Annotated in this window: 23 protein-coding genes; 19 read left to right on the top strand and 4 right to left on the bottom strand. The window is 44.2% G+C overall.

Annotated elements, in window-relative coordinates; all coding sequences use genetic code 11:
- Nucleotides 1-39: 39 nt before the first annotated feature.
- The 7 genes from ASL11_RS29345 to ASL11_RS29315 all read left to right on the top strand — a co-directional run bounded on the left by ASL11_RS29345 (nucleotide 40) and on the right by ASL11_RS29315 (nucleotide 8327).
- Nucleotides 40-717: a hypothetical protein gene (locus tag ASL11_RS29345; RefSeq protein WP_056622620.1), complete on the top strand. Its 678-nt coding sequence runs from the start codon at nucleotides 40-42 to the stop codon at nucleotides 715-717.
- A 318-nt stretch (nucleotides 718-1035) separates the two neighbouring features.
- On the top strand, nucleotides 1036-2595 hold the full coding sequence (locus tag ASL11_RS29340) for a peptidoglycan DD-metalloendopeptidase family protein (RefSeq protein ID WP_056622618.1): 1560 nt from the start codon (nucleotides 1036-1038) through the stop codon (nucleotides 2593-2595).
- A gap of 184 nt (nucleotides 2596-2779) precedes the next feature.
- Nucleotides 2780-3499 carry a response regulator YycF gene (yycF, locus tag ASL11_RS29335; protein ID WP_056622616.1) on the top strand — a complete coding sequence of 240 codons (720 nt, stop codon included), beginning with the start codon at nucleotides 2780-2782 and terminating at the stop codon, nucleotides 3497-3499.
- Between the two features lie 2 nt (nucleotides 3500-3501).
- Nucleotides 3502-5337 (top strand): cell wall metabolism sensor histidine kinase WalK, encoded by a 1836-nt coding sequence (gene walK / locus ASL11_RS29330; protein ID WP_056622614.1) that lies wholly within the window; start codon nucleotides 3502-3504, stop codon nucleotides 5335-5337.
- A complete protein-coding gene (locus ASL11_RS29325) occupies nucleotides 5334-6620 on the top strand; it encodes a YycH family regulatory protein (protein ID WP_056622612.1) in 1287 nt (428 codons plus the stop codon). The genes walK and ASL11_RS29325 overlap by 4 nt, the downstream gene beginning before the upstream one ends.
- 30 nt (nucleotides 6621-6650) lie before the next feature.
- Nucleotides 6651-7466 (top strand): two-component system regulatory protein YycI, encoded by an 816-nt coding sequence (gene yycI / locus ASL11_RS29320; protein ID WP_082595956.1) that lies wholly within the window; start codon nucleotides 6651-6653, stop codon nucleotides 7464-7466.
- A gap of 60 nt (nucleotides 7467-7526) precedes the next feature.
- Complete coding sequence (locus ASL11_RS29315) at nucleotides 7527-8327, top strand: MBL fold metallo-hydrolase (RefSeq protein WP_056622611.1); 801 nt, start codon at nucleotides 7527-7529, stop codon at nucleotides 8325-8327.
- On the opposite strand, the gene ASL11_RS29310 is transcribed toward ASL11_RS29315, so the two are convergent.
- The gene (locus ASL11_RS29310) at nucleotides 8296-8505 is read right to left on the bottom strand and encodes a hypothetical protein (protein WP_056622608.1); all 210 of its coding nucleotides are present in this window, start codon (nucleotides 8503-8505) and stop codon (nucleotides 8296-8298) included. The genes ASL11_RS29315 and ASL11_RS29310 overlap by 32 nt on opposite strands.
- A gap of 221 nt (nucleotides 8506-8726) precedes the next feature.
- On the opposite strand from ASL11_RS29310, the gene ASL11_RS29305 reads away from it, so the two are divergent.
- Nucleotides 8727-9956 (top strand): S1C family serine protease, encoded by a 1230-nt coding sequence (locus ASL11_RS29305; protein WP_056622605.1) that lies wholly within the window; start codon nucleotides 8727-8729, stop codon nucleotides 9954-9956.
- Between the two features lie 79 nt (nucleotides 9957-10035).
- Nucleotides 10036-10203, top strand: a complete 168-nt coding sequence (locus ASL11_RS35505; RefSeq protein ID WP_063795715.1) for a CxxH/CxxC protein — start codon at nucleotides 10036-10038, stop codon at nucleotides 10201-10203.
- A 128-nt stretch (nucleotides 10204-10331) separates the two neighbouring features.
- Here ASL11_RS35505 and ASL11_RS29300 read toward each other — a convergent pair whose 3' ends face one another.
- Nucleotides 10332-11207 (bottom strand): LysR family transcriptional regulator, encoded by an 876-nt coding sequence (locus ASL11_RS29300; protein WP_056622604.1) that lies wholly within the window; start codon nucleotides 11205-11207, stop codon nucleotides 10332-10334.
- A gap of 114 nt (nucleotides 11208-11321) precedes the next feature.
- On the opposite strand from ASL11_RS29300, the gene ASL11_RS29295 reads away from it, so the two are divergent.
- Nucleotides 11322-12635 (top strand): purine/pyrimidine permease, encoded by a 1314-nt coding sequence (locus tag ASL11_RS29295; RefSeq protein ID WP_056622601.1) that lies wholly within the window; start codon nucleotides 11322-11324, stop codon nucleotides 12633-12635.
- A 47-nt stretch (nucleotides 12636-12682) separates the two neighbouring features.
- On the opposite strand, the gene ASL11_RS29290 is transcribed toward ASL11_RS29295, so the two are convergent.
- On the bottom strand, nucleotides 12683-13327 hold the full coding sequence (locus ASL11_RS29290) for a TetR/AcrR family transcriptional regulator (protein WP_056622599.1): 645 nt from the start codon (nucleotides 13325-13327) through the stop codon (nucleotides 12683-12685).
- A gap of 181 nt (nucleotides 13328-13508) precedes the next feature.
- Here ASL11_RS29290 and ASL11_RS29285 point away from each other — a divergent pair, with 181 nt between their 5' ends.
- The 6 genes from ASL11_RS29285 to ASL11_RS29265 all read left to right on the top strand — a co-directional run bounded on the left by ASL11_RS29285 (nucleotide 13509) and on the right by ASL11_RS29265 (nucleotide 19717).
- Nucleotides 13509-14261: an SDR family NAD(P)-dependent oxidoreductase gene (locus ASL11_RS29285; RefSeq protein ID WP_056622598.1), complete on the top strand. Its 753-nt coding sequence runs from the start codon at nucleotides 13509-13511 to the stop codon at nucleotides 14259-14261.
- Nucleotides 14262-14589: 328 nt separating this feature from the next.
- Complete coding sequence (rlmH, locus tag ASL11_RS29280; protein ID WP_056622595.1) at nucleotides 14590-15069, top strand: 23S rRNA (pseudouridine(1915)-N(3))-methyltransferase RlmH; 480 nt, start codon at nucleotides 14590-14592, stop codon at nucleotides 15067-15069.
- 228 nt (nucleotides 15070-15297) lie between these two features.
- On the top strand, nucleotides 15298-17256 hold the full coding sequence (locus ASL11_RS29275; protein WP_056622593.1) for an asparagine synthase-related protein: 1959 nt from the start codon (nucleotides 15298-15300) through the stop codon (nucleotides 17254-17256).
- A 14-nt stretch (nucleotides 17257-17270) separates the two neighbouring features.
- A complete protein-coding gene (locus tag ASL11_RS38270) occupies nucleotides 17271-17429 on the top strand; it encodes a paeninodin family lasso peptide (protein WP_157257087.1) in 159 nt (52 codons plus the stop codon).
- 95 nt (nucleotides 17430-17524) lie between these two features.
- Nucleotides 17525-17818 (top strand): hypothetical protein, encoded by a 294-nt coding sequence (locus tag ASL11_RS29270; protein ID WP_056622591.1) that lies wholly within the window; start codon nucleotides 17525-17527, stop codon nucleotides 17816-17818.
- A 78-nt stretch (nucleotides 17819-17896) separates the two neighbouring features.
- The gene (locus ASL11_RS29265) at nucleotides 17897-19717 is read left to right on the top strand and encodes an ABC transporter ATP-binding protein (protein ID WP_056622589.1); all 1821 of its coding nucleotides are present in this window, start codon (nucleotides 17897-17899) and stop codon (nucleotides 19715-19717) included.
- A gap of 292 nt (nucleotides 19718-20009) precedes the next feature.
- Here ASL11_RS29265 and ASL11_RS29260 read toward each other — a convergent pair whose 3' ends face one another.
- On the bottom strand, nucleotides 20010-21278 hold the full coding sequence (locus tag ASL11_RS29260) for a saccharopine dehydrogenase NADP-binding domain-containing protein (RefSeq protein WP_056622587.1): 1269 nt from the start codon (nucleotides 21276-21278) through the stop codon (nucleotides 20010-20012).
- Nucleotides 21279-21619: 341 nt separating this feature from the next.
- Here ASL11_RS29260 and ASL11_RS29255 point away from each other — a divergent pair, with 341 nt between their 5' ends.
- The 3 genes from ASL11_RS29255 (at nucleotide 21620) to ASL11_RS29245 (ending at nucleotide 23683) form a co-directional block, all read left to right on the top strand.
- Entirely contained in the window at nucleotides 21620-21946 is a 327-nt protein-coding gene (locus tag ASL11_RS29255; RefSeq protein WP_056622585.1) for a YciI family protein, read from the top strand.
- A gap of 467 nt (nucleotides 21947-22413) precedes the next feature.
- The gene (locus tag ASL11_RS29250) at nucleotides 22414-23355 is read left to right on the top strand and encodes a hypothetical protein (protein ID WP_056622583.1); all 942 of its coding nucleotides are present in this window, start codon (nucleotides 22414-22416) and stop codon (nucleotides 23353-23355) included.
- Nucleotides 23356-23431: 76 nt separating this feature from the next.
- Nucleotides 23432-23683 (top strand): NHLP leader peptide family RiPP precursor, encoded by a 252-nt coding sequence (locus ASL11_RS29245; protein WP_063795731.1) that lies wholly within the window; start codon nucleotides 23432-23434, stop codon nucleotides 23681-23683.
- Nucleotides 23684-23955 lie beyond the last annotated feature (272 nt).

Genomic DNA, 23955 nt, shown 5'->3' with positions numbered 1-23955 from the left:
TATCTAGCTGTAAGCAATGTTAGGAGTGATATAAATCGTATGAAACTATTAACTTGGTTAAGTAAAATCGTCATAAGTACCGTCCTTATTACATCAATTACGATGTTTACAACATGGTACGTGGTGAACATGTACGTGGAGGATATATTTCGACAATATCAGCTACCAGCGATGGGTAAAAAGATTCAATTTGGTGAATTTGCGTCAAGATTGGCGGGAGAGCTGAATATAGTTAAGGGGAAAGACGGGGGGAAGACGGCTGCAGCAGGAGAAAGCCCAACGAAGAAGCCTTCGCCAACTCCTAGTCCCAACCCGTCAGGGGCGTTTCCAAGCCCGAGTTCAAGTCCAAATCCGAATGATCAACAACCTGTAGGCGGAATTAGTTCGTCAAGCGGCGGTGTAGATACATCGACTGTAAATCAAGACGATGCGATAGCCGTGATGGGAAGCGCTCGAACGGAGGAGAGCGAGAAGAAGGAGCTTGTCATGTCCACAGAGGATTTTGCGAAAAAGAAAGAAGCCCTCTCGAGCGATGATAAAATGAAAATATTTTCACTTGTTGTCGCTAAGCTGCCGCAGACTGAGGTGCAGACGCTATCCGCGATTCTGGAAGATGGGATTACTACGCAAGAACTTGATGAAGTAAATGCGACACTTAAGAAATATTTGAGCGACAAAGAGCTATCACAATTAACAGATATATTAAATAAGTACTAGGCTCAGGGGAAGTTGCTGACCAATGGATCTCAATCCGTAGCTTCCCTTCTAAGTTTCATGCCTTTTCGTCATTTCTCTTAACTAGCAGGCAAATCAGTTGGGATTTCGCACAAAAAAATGGACTTTTAGCGACTTCTTTTGGTGGTGGACACGAATCTATCACATGGTGATTGAGTATTTTGTTGAAATAGGCACGGAAAGTGTGTTAAATTTAACAAAAGAAAGACAACATAATGGATATTATGTCTAATCAAGGTTTATTTATGCATCTACGAGTATTTACGCTAGGGATGCAAAACCGTTCAAAGGGAGAAGATCATGACAGGTTTCAGGGGAATGCGTTTTGTCATGGATCTCATTAAGAGATTCACGCCTAAGCGAGAAAGCTTGACCGGAAATGAATCATTATCAGACAAGCAACTAGAGGAAGTTCAGCCAGTCGATGTTCAGACATCCACGACACTAACGGTAATCAAACGACATAAATGGTCTCTTGCAGTAGGCGTAGGAGTTATTGCACTTACGGGAGTGATTACGTTTACCGGACATGAGTATGTAGAAGCGGGCATGGACGAAGTGTATCATGTGATGCTTAACAATCAAGAAGTGGGTATCGTAAGCGATACTAAGATAATTGATGAATATAAGAAGAACAAACCGTTAGATGTTCAGAAGAATTTTCCAGATGTTCATGTCGTGCTCAAAACAGACGGAATTACCTACACGTCTGAAAGGGCTTACAATATGAAAACGGACGATTCTGCTGTTATTTCCTCTTTGGATCAATTGCTTATACCGCAACCTGTGGGAGTGGCATTGAAAGTGGATGGCAAGACGGTAGCGATTGTGAAGGATCAGGCAACAGCCGATCAGATTCTGAATCAAGTCAGCGAACCATTTACACCCAAAGGGAAGAATAGCGAAAAAGTAGCTGCCTTATCTACCGGTCTAGGTGAGGATATCTCAACAGCACCATCCGAGCTTGAAAAGGTGGAATTCGTTCAAAAAATCGATAAAGAGGAAGTTCCTATCGATCCAACGGAGTTAGCCAAGCCAGAGGATGTCGTGAAGACCTTGAAAACCGGCAATGTTGCACCAGCGAAGTACACCGTTGTTGAAGGTGACTGTGTTTCTTGTATTGCGAAGAAATTAGGCATCACCAAGCAATTTATTTATGATAATAACCCAGGTATTCAAGATGATAAGCTTAAAATCGGGAATCAATTGGATGTTACCGTGCTGAAACCAACGCTATCTGTGAAAACGACGGAGAAAATCGTAAAGAATCAAGAGATTCAATACGATACCGAGTATGTGAAAGACGATTCGATGCGCTTAGGCGTCGTCCAACCGATTTCGCCAGGAAAGAATGGGCTTAAGAAAGTAACCATTCAGGTGACGAAGGTCGATGGTTTAATGACCGAAGAGCAAGTCGTGAATGAAGAAATTATTGATCAACCTGTCACCGCCAAGGTGAAAAAAGGGACGAAAGTCATCAAAGGTGAAGGTACAGGGAAATTCGCATGGCCTGTCATCTCGCCTAGTATCTCGAGTACATTCGGTTATCGTTGGGGCAAGTTACATAAGGGCATCGACATCACAGGTAACAGAAATATTATGGCTGCAGACAATGGCAAAGTTGTCGAAACGGGTTATAAGTCAGATTACGGCAATTATATTATTATTAACCATTTAAATGGATATGAAACACTTTATGGACATTTAAGTCAAATTACTACGAAGTCAGGCACCATCGTCGAAAAGGGCGAGAAAATTGGAATTATGGGGAGCACAGGCGACTCTACTGGTGTGCATTTGCATTTTGAAATCCACAGCAGCGGTAGCTTGGAAAATCCTTTGAAATATTTGAACCGTTAATTTAGAGATAAGAGGCAAGGTCGAACCGGACAACTCGGGGGCCTTGTCTCTTTTTCAATCAATGTATGTTAAAATAAAGAAGAGTATGTAGGAAATAACTGGGCTGAAAAAATGGATCTAACTCTGGCAGTGGCACGCGATCAGGCGTGTCAGCGTCAGTTACTTTATAGTAGGCGGTGGTCACATGTTTGGGAAAATTCTCGTGGTGGATGACGAACAACCAATTGCAGATATTTTGAAGTTTAACCTGGAGAAAGAGGGCTACCAGGTCATCTGTGCGTACGATGGTGGAAGCGCTGTAGAGCTTGCGTTCTCGGAGCAGCCGGATCTAATTCTGCTCGATCTTATGCTGCCTGTGAAGGATGGCATGGATGTATGCCGTGAGGTGCGCTCTAAGCTCAATACGCCGATTATTATGCTGACAGCGAAGGATACGGAGCTGGACAAGGTGCTTGGCTTAGAGATGGGCGCAGACGACTATGTGACGAAGCCATTCGGTACCCGGGAGCTGCTGGCCCGTGTGAAGGCGCATCTGCGCAGACAGACGAAGGTGCAAACGGCACCGAACGAGCCGGAGGCGCAGCGCAATGGGATGCGCATTCATGCGCTCTTTATCGATAACGACATGTACATGGTTTACAAGGATGGAACACCCCTTGATCTGACACATCGGGAGTTCGAGCTCATTCAATATTTGGCCAAAAACTCAGGCAAAGTGATGACCCGTGAGCACCTGCTGCAAGCGGTGTGGGGATTTGAGTACTTCGGCGACGTACGGACCGTCGATGTGACGATTCGCCGCCTGCGCGAGAAGCTGGAGACAGATCCAAGTCGTCCCGAATATATCATGACGCGCAGAGGTCTCGGCTATTTGATGCGCAGTCCTAAAGCCGGAGGCTTCTAAACATGAAGGGCATCCGCTTCTTTCAATCGATTCAAGCGAAGCTAATTATTATTTATGTTCTGCTGATTCTGATCGCGATGCAGCTCATTGGGGTGTATTTCTATAAGACGGTAGAAACATATTTTAAAAATGATTTCCTAGCATCCCGCAATAGTCAGGTCACGCTGCTTGCTGGCTTCGTTGAATCGTATTTGACGGGGGACCAGGAGAGCAAGAATGCGACCGAGGGTAAGAAAACCTACGCGGATTTAAATGAATTCGTAAGCAATCTTTTTTCCATTAATAATGCGGAAATTCAAATCATAGATGCGAATGGCAACGTGATCAGCACGTCGGTCGCGAGTCATTTGAAGCAAAAAAATACACAGCCAGAAGTCATTCGGGCCCTACAAGGGATTAAGGATAATCAGCGGATCTTCACGGACGAGGATGGGTATCGGAAGGTCATTATCGCAAAGCCAGTCGGCAGCGGAGCTCGTGTCTTAGGGGCGGTGTACATCATTGCCTCCATGGAAGATGTGTACAAAACGATTCGTTCCATTAACCGGATTCTCATTTCGGCGACGTTGATTGCGCTGGGCTTGACTGCCTTATTAGGTGTTCTCTTAACGAGCACGATTACGAACCCTATTAAAGAGATTACGAAGCAGGCAACAGCTGTAGCGGAAGGGAATTTTGATCAACAGGTCATTATTCAAGGGACCGATGAGATCGGGCAGCTGGGGCAGACCTTTAATTTTATGATGAATCGACTGAAAGAGGCGCTCTCGCTCAATGAAGAAGAGAAAGAGAAGCTTGCTTCCATTCTAACGAATATGAATGATGGCGTTATTGCTACGGATGATAGAGGACAAGTCATTGTATTGAATCGCCGGGCGAAACAGATTTTGCAAGTGGAAGAAGAAACAACGCTGGGATTGGATATATCCGAAGTCATTGGGATTCCGATAGATACGATCCGCGGCTTGGTCACCGGGCAAGTGAATACGACATTGCTAGATATTCAGCTGCCTGACGACGAGGATGAGCAACTATCGGTTCGAATTACGTTTACGCCGATTCATAAGCGAGGCGAGGGCCAGCACGGGATCATTGCGGTGCTGCAGGACGTAACGGATCAGGAGAAGCTGGAGCAGGCCAGACGAGAGTTCGTAGCGAACGTGTCGCATGAGCTGCGCACGCCGCTGACAACGATCAAGAGCTACCTCGAGGCGCTCGATGACGGAGCGATCGAGGAGCCGCAGCTCGCCTCACGCTTCATCAGCGTGACACGCAGCGAAACCGAGCGTATGATCCGCTTGGTGACGGATCTCTTGCATCTGTCGCGACTGGATTCGAAGCAGTCGATGATGAGCAAGTCCTCGACGCTCGTCAGCGAAATGCTGGAGGAGGTTGCGGACCGGTTTTCTTTTCAGCTGCAGCAACGGAAAATTCGAATTATGTTACACGTGGAACATGGCGTAACCAGTTTATTGCTTGATCGGGATAAGATTGATCAGGTTCTCGATAATTTGGTTTCCAATGCGATTAAATATACCGGTGATGAGGGTACTATTCGCTTGGAAGCTCGCAAGATTGATAAAGAGATACTGGAAATATCCGTGCAAGATAACGGAATGGGGATTCCGAAGAAGGATCTTTCTCGGATTTTCGACCGTTTCTATCGCGTTGATAAAGCGCGCTCTCGCAACATGGGAGGCACAGGCTTAGGCCTGTCCATTGCCCGGGAAATAGTGAAAGCACATGGTGGAACGATTGCATTAGAGTCAGAGTTGGGTCAAGGAACGCGCGTCGTATTTACGTTGCCAATTAGGCAGGAAGAGGAGGGGGAAGTATGATAGAGAGCCTGAAATCGGTCCTGCTCGTTCTATTGATTGGAACAAGCTTGTATCAGAGCTTTATCCTAGCTTCTTATAGCCCTCCGAAGATCGAGCCGATTCAACAAAGCAACTATGTACAGACAGAGACGCTAGGTAAACAAGCCGAGCTATCTGACATGCTATTTCCGGATCAATTGATCATTCACTTAGGAAATCAGCAGCATTCTGTTTTGTACCCAAGCAATTACTACTACACCAGATTGCTAGATAATATTAAGCAACGTAGCTTCAAAGGCTTCCGCAAGACGTCGATGTATCTCGTCAATGTGAACTGGGAAGAAGTTCGGACCAAACAACTTGGTGTGGAGATTCGATTCCGAGAAGGGATACCGTTCTCGATTCTGCAGCAGTTATTCCGAATCGAAGGTGAAATTCCGGTTGAGAATGATAAAATTACGAAGATTTGGATCTACTCCAAGGGGACGAATGATGAGGTTCGCGCATTCTTTTTCACGGATTCGCCAGGTGTTGGTTATGAAGTCATTGGGGCGGATTTCACGAGTAAAGACGTTGAGAATTTCGTGGCCTATGGGGAGCCAAGCAATTTATACAAGACGATGAATGGCGGCGATTATTATCTACCGTTGAAGTCGCTGCATCTACCTAGCTTTACGTTCACGTATTCCCAACTTACGGCAGATCAATTGAAGCAAAGCTTGTTCGTAGACCCCGGCATTACGCGCTATTTGAAAGAACGGGATGGCTCGGAGATTTACACGGATAGCAAGCGTGGCTTCCAACTGAATCGAGACCAGCGGTGGGTGACGTATTTCGATCCGGTAGCACCAGCGGCTAGTAAAACCGAGGTGTTGGAGGATTTGATGGCTGGCATCAAATTTATCAATCAGCATATTGGTTGGGACGGCAAATATATGGTAGCCCACACCCCAGAGAAACAACTGGACAACCAGACGTTCATATTCCGCCAGTACTATGAATCACTTCCGATTGTAACCGCACAGCCAGAAGGTTTTGGAACGATGAACATGCAAGTACAGAAAGGTGTTATCTCAGGATTCGAACGATCCATGGTGATTCCTGATCTGAAATCAGGGCAACGCAAAGAGAATGAATTGATGTCAGGCGAAGCCATAGAGCAACGCTTACAGTACTATCAACGTCGATCCAGCATCGTTTCTATATTCCCAGCGTATCGTCCGGTTATTTTGGAAAAGACATTAACATTAACGAGTACGTGGGCAATCGAGCTGCGTGATGGTACGTATGATTTTATTGAATAAACAGAATGACAGGGATTGGTTGGTGAGATTATGAATTGGAGTAGGGCCAAGACGATTTTGATCGCTTCATTTTTACTGTTGAATATGATTCTCGGCTTCCAGCTGTGGTCCACCAATCGTTCCAATCAGACTGGCGTATCTTTGGATCCATCTAGTACTGTGGAGGATTTGAACCGTGCGCTCCGCAATAAAAATATTCGGCTTACGGACGAGCTTCCATCAGATCCGCCTAAGTTGAAAGTCATCACGGTGAAATATGATGATAGTATCAAGCCGGGCGAGGAGAAAACGCTCAAAACACCCATATACATGAGTGCGCTGCTCGGTAAAGGCGCAAGTAAGGAAGTTCAGACGCTTTCTGAGATTCCAAATTTCACGATGTATCAGCTAGACTCAGCGATTAGTCGAGACGGAATCTATGTATTCTCGCAATTGTATGGCAAGATTCCACTTTTTGATGTGATGGTCGAGTTGAATGAGAAAAATGGAGAAATTACCAGTTACCGTCAAGCTTTCGTTGAAGTAGAATCAGAGGTAGAACAGACGGAGCAGAAGATGATTTCGGCCCAATTAGCGGTCCGCAGCTTGGTGGACAATTATTTAAGCGATGGTTCCATTATTACCGAGGTTCGGTTGGGGTATCATGGACAACCTTATAACTCGCAAACACAGCCTATGTATCCGCACTGGCGGGTAACGATTGATAACGGAGATATTTATTATTTACAAGCCTTCAATGGTGCGGTGGAGAAGGGGGCTGCACTTACCCCCTTTGGCCTGAAAGGTGATGGAGAGGCATCCACGGCTTCTCCAGCCACAGGTGCAAAGATCACGCCGAAGAAGTAAAAGTAACAGTAGCAAGGAATAACCAACTGGCATACAGGTAGGCATAGAGGAGTAGGGAAGATGGGAATTCGATTTACGGTGTTATCAAGTGGTTCAACGGGGAATGCAACGGTTGTCGATAACGGTGAGGTTAAACTGCTAGTTGACGTAGGCTTCAGTGCGAAGAAGATGGAGCTGTTAATGAAGGAGCGGGAACTCGCCGCGAGTAGTATTGACGGCATTCTTGTCACGCACGAGCATTCTGACCATATTAAGGGACTCGGTGCGTTCGCTCGGAAATATGATGTGCCGATATACGCCAATGAGAAGACGTGGGTGGAGTTAGATCGCCAAATTGGTGTGATCGCCGAAGGCAACAAGCGTGTGATGGACACAGGCGGCGTAGAGGAGTTCGGTTCTATGAAAGTGGAATCCTTCGGGATTTCGCATGATGCGGCGGAGCCGGTAGGTTACGTCTTTTATGAAGGCGAACAGAAGTTAAGTGTTGTAACGGATCTCGGATATATGAGCGAAAAGGTGAAGGAAAAGATCTCGGATTCGGATGCCTTGGTTCTGGAAACGAACCATGATGTGGACATGCTGCGCGTGGGACATTACCCATGGAGCATTAAGCGACGCATTCTCGGAGACAAGGGACATTTATCCAACGAAGCCGCAGGGGAAGCGCTCTGTGATATCATGACGAATAAGACGAAATCTGTCTATATGGCGCACCTTAGCCGTGATCATAACTTAATGGATTTGGCCAGGCTAACCGTGAATAGCATAGTACAAGAGCGAGCGCCCGAGGCGAAACAGCTGCGGCTGATGGATACGTATTTTGACCGTTCTACGAAATGGGATGTATTGGATTCGGAGTAAGTGCAGCGTCGAGTTCCTGGGACTTGAGCTGGATTTCTTGTGCGGTGATAAGACCTTTATCAATTAACACCTGAATGAGAGATGAGAGGACGAGCGACTGGTGATAGTGGCTTTCCTTAAGGTCTGCAAGCTTACCAATCATATTAATTTCTTCAAAATGGGATGGAATACGGTTCATAGTGGCATTCTCCTTTAAAATAAGGTCTAGTAAAGTTTCCTAATACTCTAGTAATTCGGTGAGAGATTTGGTTTACTATTATTGTAGGCAAGAAGCGAGTGAAACATTCCTATTATTTGCAAAAAACCAATCACAAGGCGATGTGTTCGAGAACCCATCCATGGATTGAAATAAAGCAAGACGAGTGAGCTTCAAACCCCGTTAGCGAGGAGGGACCTGAAATGAGTTTGTTTGATGATGATTTTTATTCGACCAAAAGGTCCAGAAGGCGCGAGCCGGTCTGGCGTCCCAAAGGGACAGGGAATTTCACGAGTTTCACAAGCATCGCTGGTCGAAGACGGTATGTAGCCCTCATCGCAGGATTCATTGGGGCAATAGGCATGCTCATCGTGGTAGGAATCGTTCACGCTATTGGCGGAAGTACCTCATCAGAAAACGCACTTGCGATTCCTGTAGTGGCCAAAGCAGATGTACATCCGATGAATAGCAATGATTCGGTTGTTGCGGCAACGGACAAAATAAAACCAGCCGTGGTCAGTGTTATCTCTTCGAAGAAGGACGACGCGGGGCAAGAAACGGGAATTGGCATTGGATCAGGCGTCATGTTTGCACGCAGCGGGGATAAAGTTCGCATTGTGACGAATAGCCATGTTGTGGAGAACGGGAACCAGTTCGAAATCGTGAACTTCGAAGGCGAGCACCGCAAAGCTACGTTGGTTGGTCGCGATCGGATTACCGATTTGGCCGTACTAGAGGCGGATGGCAAAGATGTGAAAATACTTGCTGAATTTGGCGATTCCGACAAGCTAAGGGCGGGCGAAATGGCGATTGCCGTGGGCAATCCGCTAGGCCTTGGCTTCTCACCAACCGTGACGCAAGGCATCGTATCCTCACCGAAGCGGACGATACCTGTTTCGCTTTCGCGGGAAGGCACCGACTATGACTGGGAAATGGACGTCATCCAAACGGATGCCGCGATTAATCAAGGCAACAGCGGGGGACCGCTGGTCAATATCGAGGGCAAAGTGATCGGCATCAATTCGATGAAGATTTCGGATACAGGCGTTGAAGGTTTAGGCTTTGCGATTCCCATTAATAGTGTGACACCGATTATTGATAGTCTCATCAAGGACCACAAGGTGAAACGACCATTGATTGGTGTGTCGACGCAGGAGCTGCAAGCTTTTAAAGGGACGGATGTATTAAAGCTGCCTGCAGATGTCAAAACTGGAGTTATCGTCTTTGATGTTTCTGGACCTGCGAAGGAAGCGGGATTGAAGGCGCAGGATGTTATCGTGCAGTTGGATGATCGCAAGATTGAGAGCACGATTGGGTTGAGGAAGTATCTTTATAACGAGAAGAAGATCGGCGATAAGATCAACGTGGTGTACTATCGCGGCGGGAAGAAGCTGACGACGGTGTTAACGTTGGTTGAGGCGACGGATAAGTAGTGAAAGCGTAAGTGCAAGAACAAAATCAAGTGATAGAATAGAAATCTACAGAGCCGCCAACGGATGAGAGGTACTAAACATGCATGTCGTTTGTAAAGATCATGTGGAAATAGCCATAGATGAATTTGTTGATGAGTATGAGGAAGCGCCAGACGTGGTGGATTTGCAGAAAACCCACTTTGCCCACTGGGCACCGCCTGAGCACTGCGAGCATTGCCAGTCATTATCACGTTTTCTAATCGTATGAGGGAGGCCCAAGGGCCTCTTTTTTCTTTGCAGAATTTATAAGTTTTGGGGTAAGTGCAGCTTACCTCATGGAAAAAGCGGGACATGGGGGGAGGGGAAGTCGGAACCGCCCAAATAAACACGCTACTGTTATTTGGTTTCTTGCATAAGCTCGATAAAATGCTGGGCCGCTTTGGAAACATGGCGATCTTTCAGCCATATTAATCCGGTTGCTAATTTGAGCTGACTGTCTGCGATTTCATAAGCTTGGAACGCATATTCGCGATGCAATTTAACAATGGACTCCGGTACAATTGTTGTTGCATCCCCAGAGGATACCCAGTCCAATAGCGTGACCATATCGGAACATTCCCCGATTACGTTAGGCTGCAAGCCGCGTTCGGTGAATTGATCGATGATACTATGATACAGCCCAAGCCCTTCTGTACTAGGCAAAATGAGCGAATAACGCTGAATATCAGCGTAAGTGAATGCCTGTGATTCCGACGCGAAGGACTTAGCTGTAACGAAATAAAAAGGTTCAGATTGCAGCTGGATGACTTCAAAGTCACTTAATTCCATCGGGAGCCGGATGATAGCAAGCTCGATGGTATGTTCTCGAATAAGCCGAAGCAGCTGCGCGGATTCATTCTGTTGTATTTTATACGTAACCTCTGGATAGCGTGTTTTAAAAATACGCAGCAATTGAGGCAGTTGGGCCGAGGACAATGTGTTAACGCCTATTCTTAACTTGCCGCGCGTACCTTTGCCGATCTCTTTTACATCATTCTCTGCTTCCTCTATAAGCTTCGTTAAATGTAGGGCGTGCTTATATAAGGCCTGTCCGGCTTCGGTCAGTTCGATGACTTTACCTGTTCGTAGAATAAGCTCGACACCGAGCTCTTGCTCCATGAGCTTTAATTGTTGTCCTAGCGGGGGCTGTGTCATGTGCAATCTTTGGGCGGCAGCCGTAATTTGCTTCTCTTCAGCGATTGCGATGAAATAGCGAAGTTGGCGAATATCCATCGTAGTGACAATTCCTTTCCAAACGATAAAAGTATGAAAACCAAAGGATATAGATATTTTTCGTATACTTATCGATATGATACCATAGAAGCCGACAGAAAAGGGGGAGCCTTTATGCTTCGAAAGTATCATTCCAATCCGTATTTACATGTTCTACAATGGTTTATTTTTATGACCGCTAGTTCCGTGGCACTTCCTATCGTAATTGGTGGTTTGTTTCATTTGTCTCAGGACGAAATTGCCTCGTTGATGCAGCGTACTTTTTTTGTAGTCGGGCTCAGTTCAATGCTGCAAGCAGCACTCGGGCATCGATTTCCGATCGTGGATGGTCCAGCGGGTTCATGGGTAAGCGTGTTTGTCATGATGGCTGGTATATCCGTGAACCAAGGTCACACGGCCAAAGAAGCGCTGCAGGTTCTAGAAGGCGGGCTGCTAATGGCCGGTGTGCTGTTGTTTTTACTGGGGATAACAGGCCTCTTTTATAAACTCCTTAATCTATTTACACCACTCGTGACGAATTTATTCTTGTTCATCTTGTCTTTACAGCTGAGTGGTGTGTTTCTGAAAGGCATGTTCGGTTTGAAAGCAGGGCAAGGGGCCGTAGATTATGGAACGATTCTGATCTCGTTAGCGGTATTCGTTGGCGTAGTGTTCCTGAATGTAAAAGGGAAAGGATGGACGCGTAACTATGCCGTACTGCTAGGGATTACCGGCGGTTGGGTGCTTCAAGCATTGGCCGTCGGAGGGGTTTCTAGTGCTGGTTCGGCTTCCGATGCTTGGATTAAACTTCCTGATATATGGGCATGGGGATTCCCCCAGTTGAATCCAGGCATGGCTGTAACGGCCGCGCTATTTACACTGATCCTTGTTTCAAATCTTGTTGCAGCTATTACAGCGGCTCAGCAGGCCGTCCCGAGGAAGGAACTCCCTGGCAAGGATGTCTACAACCGGGCTAGCCTAATTGCAGGCGTTTCTCACGGAATTTCGGCTTTATTTTCTGCTGTCGGTGTCGTTTCGCTTCCAGTTACGGCGAGTTTTATCAGAATGACGGGGCAAACGAGAAGAATGCCGTTCATCATCGCCTGCTTGGCGCTCTCGGCAATTGCTCTTGTCCCTTCGATCGTTCATTTCCTTGCTCAGCTGCCTACGTCCGTAGCTAGTGCGGTCTCGTTAGCGACTTTTGTGCAAATGACCAGTAACTCATTCTCTTCCTTATCGCGCGTCGTTCAAACACAGCGCCAATTGACGATTCTGGGAATCGGAATTCTCGTCGGTGCCGGATTCACCCTCATCGCGGCTTCACCTTTGCCTGAGCTTCCTGTAGTCATGCAGTATGCGTTTGGTAACGGGCTGTTAGTTGCCACTGTAGTGGTCATGGCCCTTGAGCGTTTCTGGCAGACGGACCCGAAATTAATCGTTTCTAACTAAGAAAAGAGCCAAGTTCCTCTAAGGGGGAAACTGGCTCTTTGTGCTTTTTATCGAGCTTTCAGGTAATCAATCAGAATGTTCTTGAGAATAGTCAACTGCTGCTCGTTTTCCAGATCGGACTCCAGTAGGAGAATGTTCTTCTGCAGTGACAGTTTTTTGGAAAAGAGACCGAAGGTGTTAATGATAGTAGTCAAGGTCTCCTTAACCGGAAGGTCGGATCGAATTGAGCCGTCCTCGATGCCATTTTGAATAATCCTGCCATACTCACGTGAAATTTTACGGTTCAAGGCATTGAAGTCGAGAATACCTTCCAATGGCTCCAGCGAGTGGGATGCGTAGCTTTCAAAATCCACCATGAATTTGATGCTCGAATCGTTCTGATCTTCGATAAAGGAATCGAATAAACGTTCAAGCTTTTCGAGACATGACAGGGGCTGGTCAGCGACATATTGAAAACGATGCAGCATCGGTTCAAGTAATTTGGTAGCTACGGCAACGATCAGTTTTTCTTTTTTGGGAAAATACCGAAACAAAGTTGCGATGCCGATATTCGCGTCACTGGCGATATCCTGCATGGTGGTTTTTTCGATTCCCTTCAGCGTAAATACACGCTCAGCTGCTTCGAGAATGAGATATAGTCGTTGCTGCTTGCCGTCAAACCGTTCTTTCTCATATCTTGCTTTCGGATCCATGAGGGTTATTAACCTTTCAACTTAGGTATTTCAATACAAGTATTATATCGACTGGGTATTCTTTCAGCAAGTGGAAGTTGAGTTCATAATACCATGGTGATATAATAAATATTGTAGTGATAGTTATACTATCATTTACGTAATAATTTAAAAATTTCATTTCATAAAAGGAGAGATCGCAATGACTCGTCTTACTAATAAAGTTGCCATCATTACCGGAGCAGGCAGTGGTATGGGGCGTGAAGAAGCACTTTTATTTGCTAAAGAAGGGGCTATGGTAGTAGCAACGGACATTAACGAAGCTGCTGTACAAGCTGTTGTGAAGGAGATTGAAGCTGCCGGAGGTCAAGCCACAGCTTATGCTCACAATGTAGTTTCTGAAGAAGAATGGATCAAAGTAGTCGAGGGAGCAGTTGCGACTTACGGCAAAGTGGACGTCTTGGTCAATAATGCGGGTATTTCCCTTGCAGTTGGTTTGCTGGATACGACGATTGAACAATGGAATAAAGTCATGAGCATTAACCTGACGAGTACGTTCCTTGGCATGAAGCACGTTATCCCACATATGCAAGCGAATAAGGGTGGATCCATCGTCAACATTTCCTCAATCGCGGGACTAACTGGCAGCAGTGGAGCGGGGGCGTACACGGCTTCCAAAGGTGGTGTCCGCATGTTAAGCAAAGCGGCTGCTGTGGATTTCGGCAAGGATCATATCCGTGTCAATTCGGTTCATCCTGGGTTTATTGAAACGCCGATGAGCTCTGAATTTGTAAATAATAAGCAGATGCTGCAATGGTTCTTGTCTCAGACTGCACTGCCAAGAGTAGGGTGCGCCTCTGAGGTAGCAGAAGCTGTATTATTCCTGGCTTCTGATGAGTCAGCTTACATTACAGGTGTTGAACTGCCGGTCGATGGCGGCGTCACAGCCAAATAAAGATTCGTATGCAATCAACGAAGGGGGAATCGATATGAGACGCGTGGAAGGCAAAGTAGCGTTAATAACGGGAGGAGCCTCCGGTATTGGCTTATCATCAGCCACTTTAATGGGCCAATCCAAGCATAGCGGATTTTAATCAGTTTTTGGCGCAAGTTTAATTTAAATAATGAGTAAAGAGGGCCTAGAGATGGTATAACTCTAGGCTTTTTGGTATGAACGAGTGCTATTGGTAAGCCTATGCATCGAATGGTATGATGGGAGGAATGAATGAAGAATGAATGATTGAATGGGTTAAAAATGATTGAGATAAGTAAAGGGGCATGTCATGCATATACAGATACTGACCGTTGGAAAATTAAAAGAGCGCTATCTCGTGGACGGGATCGCGGAGTACGTGAAGCGTCTTGGCCCGTATGCCAAGATGCAAATGATTGAGGTGCCGGATGAGAAGGCACCTGAGAACATGAGCCCTGCTGAGGAGCAGCAGGTGCGGGATCGTGAGGGCGCGCGGCTGCTGGCTGCGCTGCGCCCGGATGTGTACGTCGTGGCGCTGGCCATCGACGGCGAGATGTGGTCGAGCGAGCAGCTGGCGAGCTCGCTCGATAAGTTGGCCACCTATGGGCGGAGCCAGGTGGCTTTTGTTATAGGAGGCTCGCTGGGGTTGTCCAGCGAGCTGCTGCGCCGTGCGGATATGCGGCTGAGCTTCGGCCGCATGACGCTGCCGCACCAGCTGATGCGGCTGGTGCTGGTGGAGCAGATTTATCGCGCGATGCGGATAAATCGGGGGGAACCTTATCATAAGTGACGCAAATCATAAATAAACAAAGGTATTACAAAAACCGACATGCCGTTACAGACAACGCAAAGAACGGTTTCACAAGTAAATAAAACTAACATAAATTGCCAGTTGACATCAATAGAAATAGGTTGTAATTTATAAGTATGTTCTTTATAAAGAACAAAATCAAAAGTAATAACGAACAGTGCAACATTGTCCATTTTTTGCAATCAAAAATATAAGGTGGGAAAATGCTTGAGCGCAATCAGTGGCATTTATTATATGGACAATGAGACTATGAAAATAGAAGATGGCGCAATTTTAATGAAAGGTTTAAGGCAATATCCATCCGACGATATTCAAATTTGGCACAGTGACAACATTTTTTTTGGCTGTCATGCACAATGGATTACTCCTGAGTCGGTTGGTGAGAGGTTACCTCGATTTAGTGAAGAAAAGCATTTGGCGATTACCGCAGACGCGATTATTGATAATCGACAAGAATTGTTTGAAAGACTTCAAGTAGATCATACATCAAGAAAGATTATGACAGATAGTGAATTGATTTTACTAGCCTATTTAAAGTGGGAAGAGGAAGCTCCAAAGTATTTAATTGGTGATTTTGCCTTCATGATTTGGGATATGAGGAAAAAGCTACTTTTTGGGGCTAGAGACTTTTCAGGGACTCGGTCACTTTTCTTTTATCGGGATCCCAATCGCTTCGCTTTTTGTACAACGATTGAACCTCTGCTCAATCTTTCATATGTTTCAAAAAGTATAAATGAGCATTGGTTTGCCGAATTCCTGGTTATACCAAGCATGGTTGATGCCGTAGATACTTCATCTACCGCTTACAAAAATATTGAACAAATTCCTCCTTCGCACAGTATCACCATATGTGATGGGAAAGTCAGACTTTCAAGATATTGCAAAATATCATCTCAAGAGCCGCTGAAGTTCAAGAAAAATGAAGAATACGAAGAAGCATTTAAGGCGGTATTCCAAGAGGCTGTTAAAGCTAGAACTCGTACTCATGGCGAGGTTGGAGCACAATTGAGCGGAGGACTAGATTCTGGCGCAGTAGTAAGCTTTGCAGCAAAAGCATTAAGTGGGAGAAATAAACAATTACATACCTTCAGCTACATACCAGAAGATCATTTTAAAGATTGGACCACCCATAGTTATGCAGCCGATGAAAGACCTTTTATAAAAGCAACGGTAGATTATGTAGGCAATATTTCGGATCATTATCACAATTTTGCAGGGGACAATCCCCTAACTGATCTTGATGATTCCCTGGAGCTTATGGGAGCGCCGTATAAGTTTTTCGAAAATTTTTTTTGGTTAAAAGGAATTCATGAGAAAGCCCATCAAAAAGGGGTAAAGGTACTGTTAACCGGAGCAAGAGGCAATTACTCCATTTCATGGGGATCTTGGAACATGACAGTTAACTACTACGCGTCTCTATTTAAAAGGTTAAGGTGGGCACGACTTTATCAAGAGCTTGATCAGTATTGTACGAACTTTAAAACAGGAAAATCAGTCATGCTTCCCGTCGTCTTGAAAAGAGCATTTCCATCCATTTATCGAAGTTCTCCCCTACATGAACCTTCTGAAAATCAAAATCAAAATCAAACACTCATTAGTGCATCATTTGCACAAAGAACAAATGTTTTTGCAAAACTTTTGGAAAATGGTATTGATATAACCGGGACGTCAAAAGAAGATCCGTATGAAATCAGGAAAAAGCACTTTGAACAGCTGTATTATTGGAATAAAAACGGGATTGCCACTACGAAACTATCTTTACGTTACTCCTTATGGGATCGTGATCCTACAAATGATTTACGAGTCATACGTTTTTGTCTGGCTGTGCCAGAAGAACAATATGTTCAGGGTGGCTTACAACGATCACTGATTCGAAGATCAACTAAAAACATGCTTCCTGATAAGGTTAGATTAAACCAACAAGTCCGCGGCATCCAAGGGGCTGATGTCATACATCGTATAGCTTCAAATTGGCATGCTTTTATTGAGGAGCTAAACCAGCTTGTATGTGATCCAAGAGTTTCAGAGATGCTTAATATGGATGTAATAAAAAGGGCGATTACAAATATCGGGCACAATCCCCGTCCAGAACTCGCGTTTGATAACGAATTTAAATTGTTAACGCGTAGTTTAATGGTTTATCGGTTTATTAAAACGCTTGCGTGAGGGGAGGTGAGTACATGAAAAATAGTTGGGTAGCACCAGTATTGGAAGTTCTTGATATTAGCTTCACAATGGGTGGACCAGGGAATGCGATTGCTGACAGTTATTGCACGAATAACCAGGATTTTGAAAATCATGATGGTATGTCAAATAACAGCTGTACACATAGCAGTTAATTTAAGCATAATTTCTGTAGCCCTTATACCTTTCAAACGTATAGGGGCTTTTTACTAAGTATGACCCAATTAATCACTTAGGGAGAATTACCTATATGATACATACAAATGAAAAAGCCATGTATAGTGCGTTTGGATTGAACGTAAGCAGCGAAATTAGCTTGCCTGAATTGACAGCTGCAAATCAAAAGGACCAAAGTGATATTACGATCGAAATTGATGAGTTATCGCGATTATGGTCCATGTTAGCTGTTCCTAACGAGTCTTTTATCATTAGAGAGAACTTCGTTATGTTTGAAGTCCCTGATACGGCTATCTACGCGATACAAAATGGAAGCAAGATTACGGTTGAACCTAAGGCTTCACTGCTTATGAGCTTGCTTCCTTAGTCATAGAGACAATAGAAAACGAAAAACAGGCCCATTTATCTAGAGGCTTTATATAATAAGCAGGAAGGGAACAAAACTATGAAGCAAACGTTCTATTTTGTTAAAAAACTACATGCCTTTTCAGGGAAAATTTTATATATCAATCTTCTTGCCATGATTTTCATTAGTCTGCTAGAGGGAATCGGAATTTTATTTTTAATTCCAATGATAACGGCAAGCGGTATTATAAAGTTAAATGCAACAGGGATCCCCTTTTCGCAGTGGTTTGAGATATTTCATAAGGTTCCTGCTTTACTTGAATTACCCCTAATCTTAGGGATTTATGTTTTACTAGTGATTGGGCAAACCGTATTTCAAAATCATATATCGATTCGCAACGCAAAAATACAGCATGGCTTTACCAGACATCTACGATTAGAGACCTATGGTTTCATACTTCAAGCCAACTGGGATTTTTTCATAAAAAGTAGAAAATCTGATTTAATAAACTTGTTAACTTCAGAACTTGCTCGTGTTAGTGCTGGCACACATACCTTTTTGCAATTTATTGCATCCATTATTTTTACGTTGGCTCAAGTGAGTCTTGCTTTTTGGCTCTCACCTAGGATCACTGTTTTTGTTTTAGTTAGCGGATTGCTGCTGATCTTCATCTCTCGTAAGTTTCTTAGAAGATCGCTAAAGTTTGGTAATTCGACATTTGAGTTAGGACAAAGTTATCTTGCGGGTGTCACAGACCAAATTAATGGAATTAAAGATATTAAGAGTAATCGATTAGAAAAAGCGAGAATGGATTGGTATGTTGCCCTGACCGAACGGATGAGAAATGAGCAAGTGGCATATACCAAGTTACAGGCAGGATCTAGCAAAATGTATAAAGCTTCATCGGCAGTATTAATCGCAGTTTTTATTTATATATCTGTGAACTTATTTCGTGCTCAGCCTGAACAGTTGTTGTTGATTATTATCATTTTCTCTAGGCTATGGCCTAGATTTATTGGGATTCAATCAAGTATGGAGCAGATAGCAGTGGTAATGCCATCCTTTAATGCGTTGGTAGAGCTACATGAACAATGCGCGGTTGGGAGAGAATTTAAAGAGGGCATAGATCATGAACCCAAAGAGCAGAGGATTCATATGAAACAAGGGATTAACCTTGAGAATGTCTGCTTCCGCTATGATTTGGGGGAACCCGCATATGCTCTTCAAAAAGTTAATTTGCATATTCCTGCTAACCGCATGACAGCCATTGTGGGGCATTCTGGTGCCGGAAAAAGCACCTTAGTAGATGTAGTAATGGGATTGCTGAAACCTGAGAGTGGAAGCGTCATGATTGATGGCATCCCGCTAACAGATGATATCCTATTATCGCTAAGAGAGTCTTTAGGTTATGTTTCTCAGGATCCTTTTTTGTTTAATACGAGTATAAGAGACAATCTGCTCATGGTTAAACCGCATGCACAAGAGGAACAATTGTGGGAAGCTTTACAATTCTCATCCGCTGCTGACTTTGTAAGGAAATTACCACAGGGTCTTGATACGCTCATTGGTGACCGAGGAGTCAGGCTTTCAGGTGGAGAAAGACAGAGGCTGATCCTCGCTCGAGCGATGCTGAAGAAACCTTCTATTTTGATTTTGGATGAAGCGACTAGCGCATTAGATAATGAGAATGAAGCAAAAATTCAGGAGGTCCTAGAACAGTTAAAGGGGAAAATGACGATTATCGTGATTGCCCATCGCTTATCGACAATAAGGGATGCTGATGAAGTTATTGTCATGGAAGAAGGTAAAATTATTCAAGTCGGAAAATATGAAAAACTGGCAAAAGAGAAAAAGGGTGTATTCAGTTTTTTGGATAAATATGAGTTGATGACTGTCCAAAAAGCAGAAAATTTCACCTGATGGGACAGCCCCGAATCGCTGTTAGAATGATACGGAGAAACGTACCACAAATGACGCAAATTTTTGGTATTAGCTGTAGTTTGTGGGATCATTGCCTTTTTTGGTCCCGATCTTTTCCGAAAAATATGTAAGAAGGGGCCCTCCAAATTAAGAATGAATATTATTTTCAATCTTAAAAGGAGGACGAACTTCACAACATGATGCATACGGATACAGAACTCCGCTTTATCAACGATGTGCGGACAAACATCATCTCAGGATGACCGTGCTTCGTATTATTGATTACGATCAGTTATATAGTCCATTTCAATCTTTGATGAAGTAATCCATCAGAGTCTTTATTTTCTCCCACGACAAAGTCGGTCATATGGTACATTAGATATTCTCCGTAATTGCTTTCGGTGTTGAGCAGGAGCTCATGAACATTATAAATACCTACAGGAATATCATCTAGGATTAGGCTGGCAAAGCCTGCATAAATGCCGCATGCGACTTGGAAATACGTGGCATTCGTTTTGTGCTGAGCATAAATGTCACTACTTTTCATCGAATTATACATAAACTTTTCCATATCCTCGTAAACCAAAAGAACTCCAACGAGGTCTTCACCTTCAACCTTGCCTTTCTCTGGATCAATTAAGCGCTGGTTCCAATCCCATAAATCGTCTACATGATCTAAATTGTTTCGGATTAATTCCGTTGTATATTCACTGACACGATAAATAAATCCAATCTGTATATCAAAAATTTCACCTAGTGTTAGTACTTCTTCATGCGGCATCAGACATCCGTAAAATTCCTTGTCTCCTAACCTTACTTTGTATTCCATTGCATAGACTTCTTCATAAAAATAATGAGGCAAATGATTATGGACAAACATCGGATAGCTTAATATCGATTCATCCAGGAAACATTCGACTGACCAAGAAGTGTAGATGGTGTTAGGTTCAATTAATGTTTGATCTGCAAAAAAGGAAGTATCATGCTCAACAATGTAGCAGGCTAAAGGTTTTTTGCCTGGATTTTCTTGCATCAGTTTAAGAGCCATCCATTGTACGACACCGGGATTCATACCCGAGCACGTAATGGCCGTTGTATGGGTAAAATCAGTTTTTCTAGTTTTATATCTAAGATATCGCTCTGCAAGGGGAAAACCGTACAGACTCTCGTCCTCATCGACCTGCGCATTCTCAAGGGCTGAATTGACGTACAATATGCCTAATTCGTTACAGCAGCTAAGCATCTCAATCGTATCGGCCCATGATACGTCAATGACTACTTCTGTTTTTGTCTTAGTGAGGTGTTTCCGAAGGGCGTTTACATTTTTAAGATCTAGCTGGTGGAGTTTGATTTGATTCGAGAGATGAGGGAATAGTTGATCAAAATATGCTTTATCCTTTTGATTAATATCAATGAGGTGAAGTTGCGAATGGCTAATGATAGGATATATAGGGTCATTTTTATCTTGAACAGATTGATTTATAATGGCTAATACCGCTTTAGCAGCACCTCCGCTGCTGCCTAATATCGTAATGGAAGAGGGTCTTGTACAATTCAACATCTCATCACTTCCTTCAAGTCAATCATACTGTATGTATTAATATATGATTCTACTAATCGCAACGTAAGTGTTTCTACCCATTAATAAGAGATATGTTGAAAAGAAACAAGATTAAGTTTAAGGAAGAAGTGGTAATTTTAGCGGTGATAGGTTAGAGGGGGAACTAACTAGCTGATAGAGGACTTACGCTGAACCGTACCATAAGTAACGGCAAGTTTTGGCGATCCATTGATGATGTAGTTTATTTCGAAATTGATTGTATGTCGAAAGTAATTTATGAAATAATTGTAATGAAGTGTCGTGGTATGGATTACAAATTTAGGTAATGGAGGTTTTTCGTAATGTCGGATAACACCGCAAGCGGCAATCCAGGGAAAATGCATTTCATGTTATGGTCTACGCCGCCAAGAACAACTTTTTCTCAGGATATGACAGTAGAAGAACGTAACATTATGCACCAACATATCGCCTATTGGACGGATAAGCAGAATCAGCGGATAGCTTTGGTCTTCGGACCAGTTCGAAAACCGAACGATCCTCATGGGCTCGCCGTCATTGAGGTTGAGAATGCAGATCAAGTCTCAAAACTCATAGCGGAAGATCCTGCCGTTATCGCGGGAATAATGAATACAGAATTTTATCCAATGATGGCAGTCTTACCGAAATAACACTTATTACTTTGAAGTAAGAAGGATTAACTTAAATCGAGGGACGAGTACGATAGCCGAAAGTAGTGGTAAAGCAGAGAATTGAAGTAGTAGTTGATCGATACGATAACTAATTGAAATGATGAGAAGCCTCGTTTAAGGGGCTTTTTTACGTTAAGCAGCAATATATCTTTGTCATTCAGAAAAGAGTTCTACCAATATCCTTCATTTGTAAGCTGGTGATATAATAAGGAGGTAACGAAAGAATTATGATGTTAGTCTTGCTCCAGAAAGATACATAGAGGCTCAGGTTTGGGATGATGAGGTACTTAAATACATAGTGTAAAAGAGCAATTTGATTGAAATTGAAAGGGGTAGCGAGCGTTTCGCATGGGTAGGAATTTGATCGGTAAGGCAAATTTTCAACCCGATGCAAATGAGGGCATCGTTACTATTTTTCACAATAAGAAAGGAACTGATTCCCAGCCATGAACCAATTAATAGATCAATATAGCGATGAGATTGTCCAGATCTTCGGGGAAGCCTCGGCTCAATTGCAGACGCTACCGGAGGAATTGAAGGAGCAGGCTTTGGCGCTTCTGAGCCGGTGCTATCCTTTGGACAGGAAGGACAACGAAGGACCTAATATGATAAGCTACCTGCTCCCATATTGGGTTGGAGAGACTTTGGGGAGTTCGATCGAGCTGTGTCGCGAGTTAGCCGTGGGAAATGTGTACGGGATGTTGTCCTTTTTTCTCTTGGACGATGTAATGGATGAGAAGAGGGAGGTTCGGCGTTCGCTGGCCCTAAGCACGCTTTTGAATCAACGATTCTTGGAGGCTTATCAGCGGTGTTTCTCAGGAAACGCTCAGCTATGGGTTTGTTATCATCGCTATTTAGCGGAATGGGCAGATGCTATGTACCGTGAGGCGGACGAGCCAATGGACCCGCGGGATCCTGGCCGATTGGCACGTAAGGCTGCCCCGGTGAAGCTGTGCGCCGCGGCACTGTTGCTCCAAGCTGGAAGGGCCCAAGAGATTCGGGTTATGGAGACAGCCACCGATTTGGCTCTTGCGGTACTCCAACTCTCCGATGACTGGACAGATTGGCAGGAGGATTTGCCGACGGCTTCGTGTAACGCCTTCCTAGTGTTGCTGCGGGAGAACCTTCAGCTAGAGGCAAGCGAAGTTTTGGATGAGAGTATGGTGAAACGCAGTATTTATCGTGAGATGGCCTTAGGAGAATTTTCGGCCCTTGCAAGCGGTTATGCGGATCAACTGAGCGCTATGAAGGATGCTCCTGCATCTCTCCAGATTTTCTCATCCTCCATCGCTCAAAGCTTGCAGAGCAAGGCAAACGAGATCAGAGATCGTTACGATAGTTTGTTAAATGATGGGGGATTTTCAGTTTATTTGACGATAAATGGTTAATAATGGTACAAAATGTCTAGTTCTATGGTATTATGAAGATGCAAATTATCCTAATATTTGGGAAGGTTGTGTTGTCATGTCCATAGATACGTTGAAAGTGAATATCATCAAGAAAGCTTGGGAGGACGAGGATTTTAAGGCACGTTTGCTGGCAGATCCCCGTAGTGCGTTGGAGCAGGACTTCGGACACAGTATTCCTGAAGGTATTGAGTTGCATGTGATGGCGGTAACACCCACTAAGTATGCGCTGATCATTCCTCCGAAACCAGAGGAATTGGATGAATTGACAGCTACTGGGGTACAACCACAGATGATTGCTTGGAGCTAGGGTTGGAAACGAGAGGGAACCGGACGATGGCTTCGGTTCCTTTTCCTTTTTCACTATGGAATTCCAGTGTGCCCTCCAACTCGCCAGGTTTTCGCATCCGTTATCGCTCAAAGCTTGCAGCGTAAGGCTAACAAGATCTGAGATCATTACGATGGTTTGTTGAATGGTGGCGGATTTTAAATTTATTTGTCGATAAATGGTTAATAATGGCACAAAAGATCTAGTTCCATGGTATTATGAAAATGCAGATATCCTACATTTTGAAGGGTTGT

The sequence above is a fragment of the Paenibacillus sp. Soil750 genome (assembly GCF_001428045.1).
GTDB lineage: Bacteria > Bacillota > Bacilli > Paenibacillales > NBRC-103111 > Paenibacillus_E > Paenibacillus_E allorhizoplanae.
This window is presented reverse-complemented; position numbering and strand designations above follow the sequence as displayed.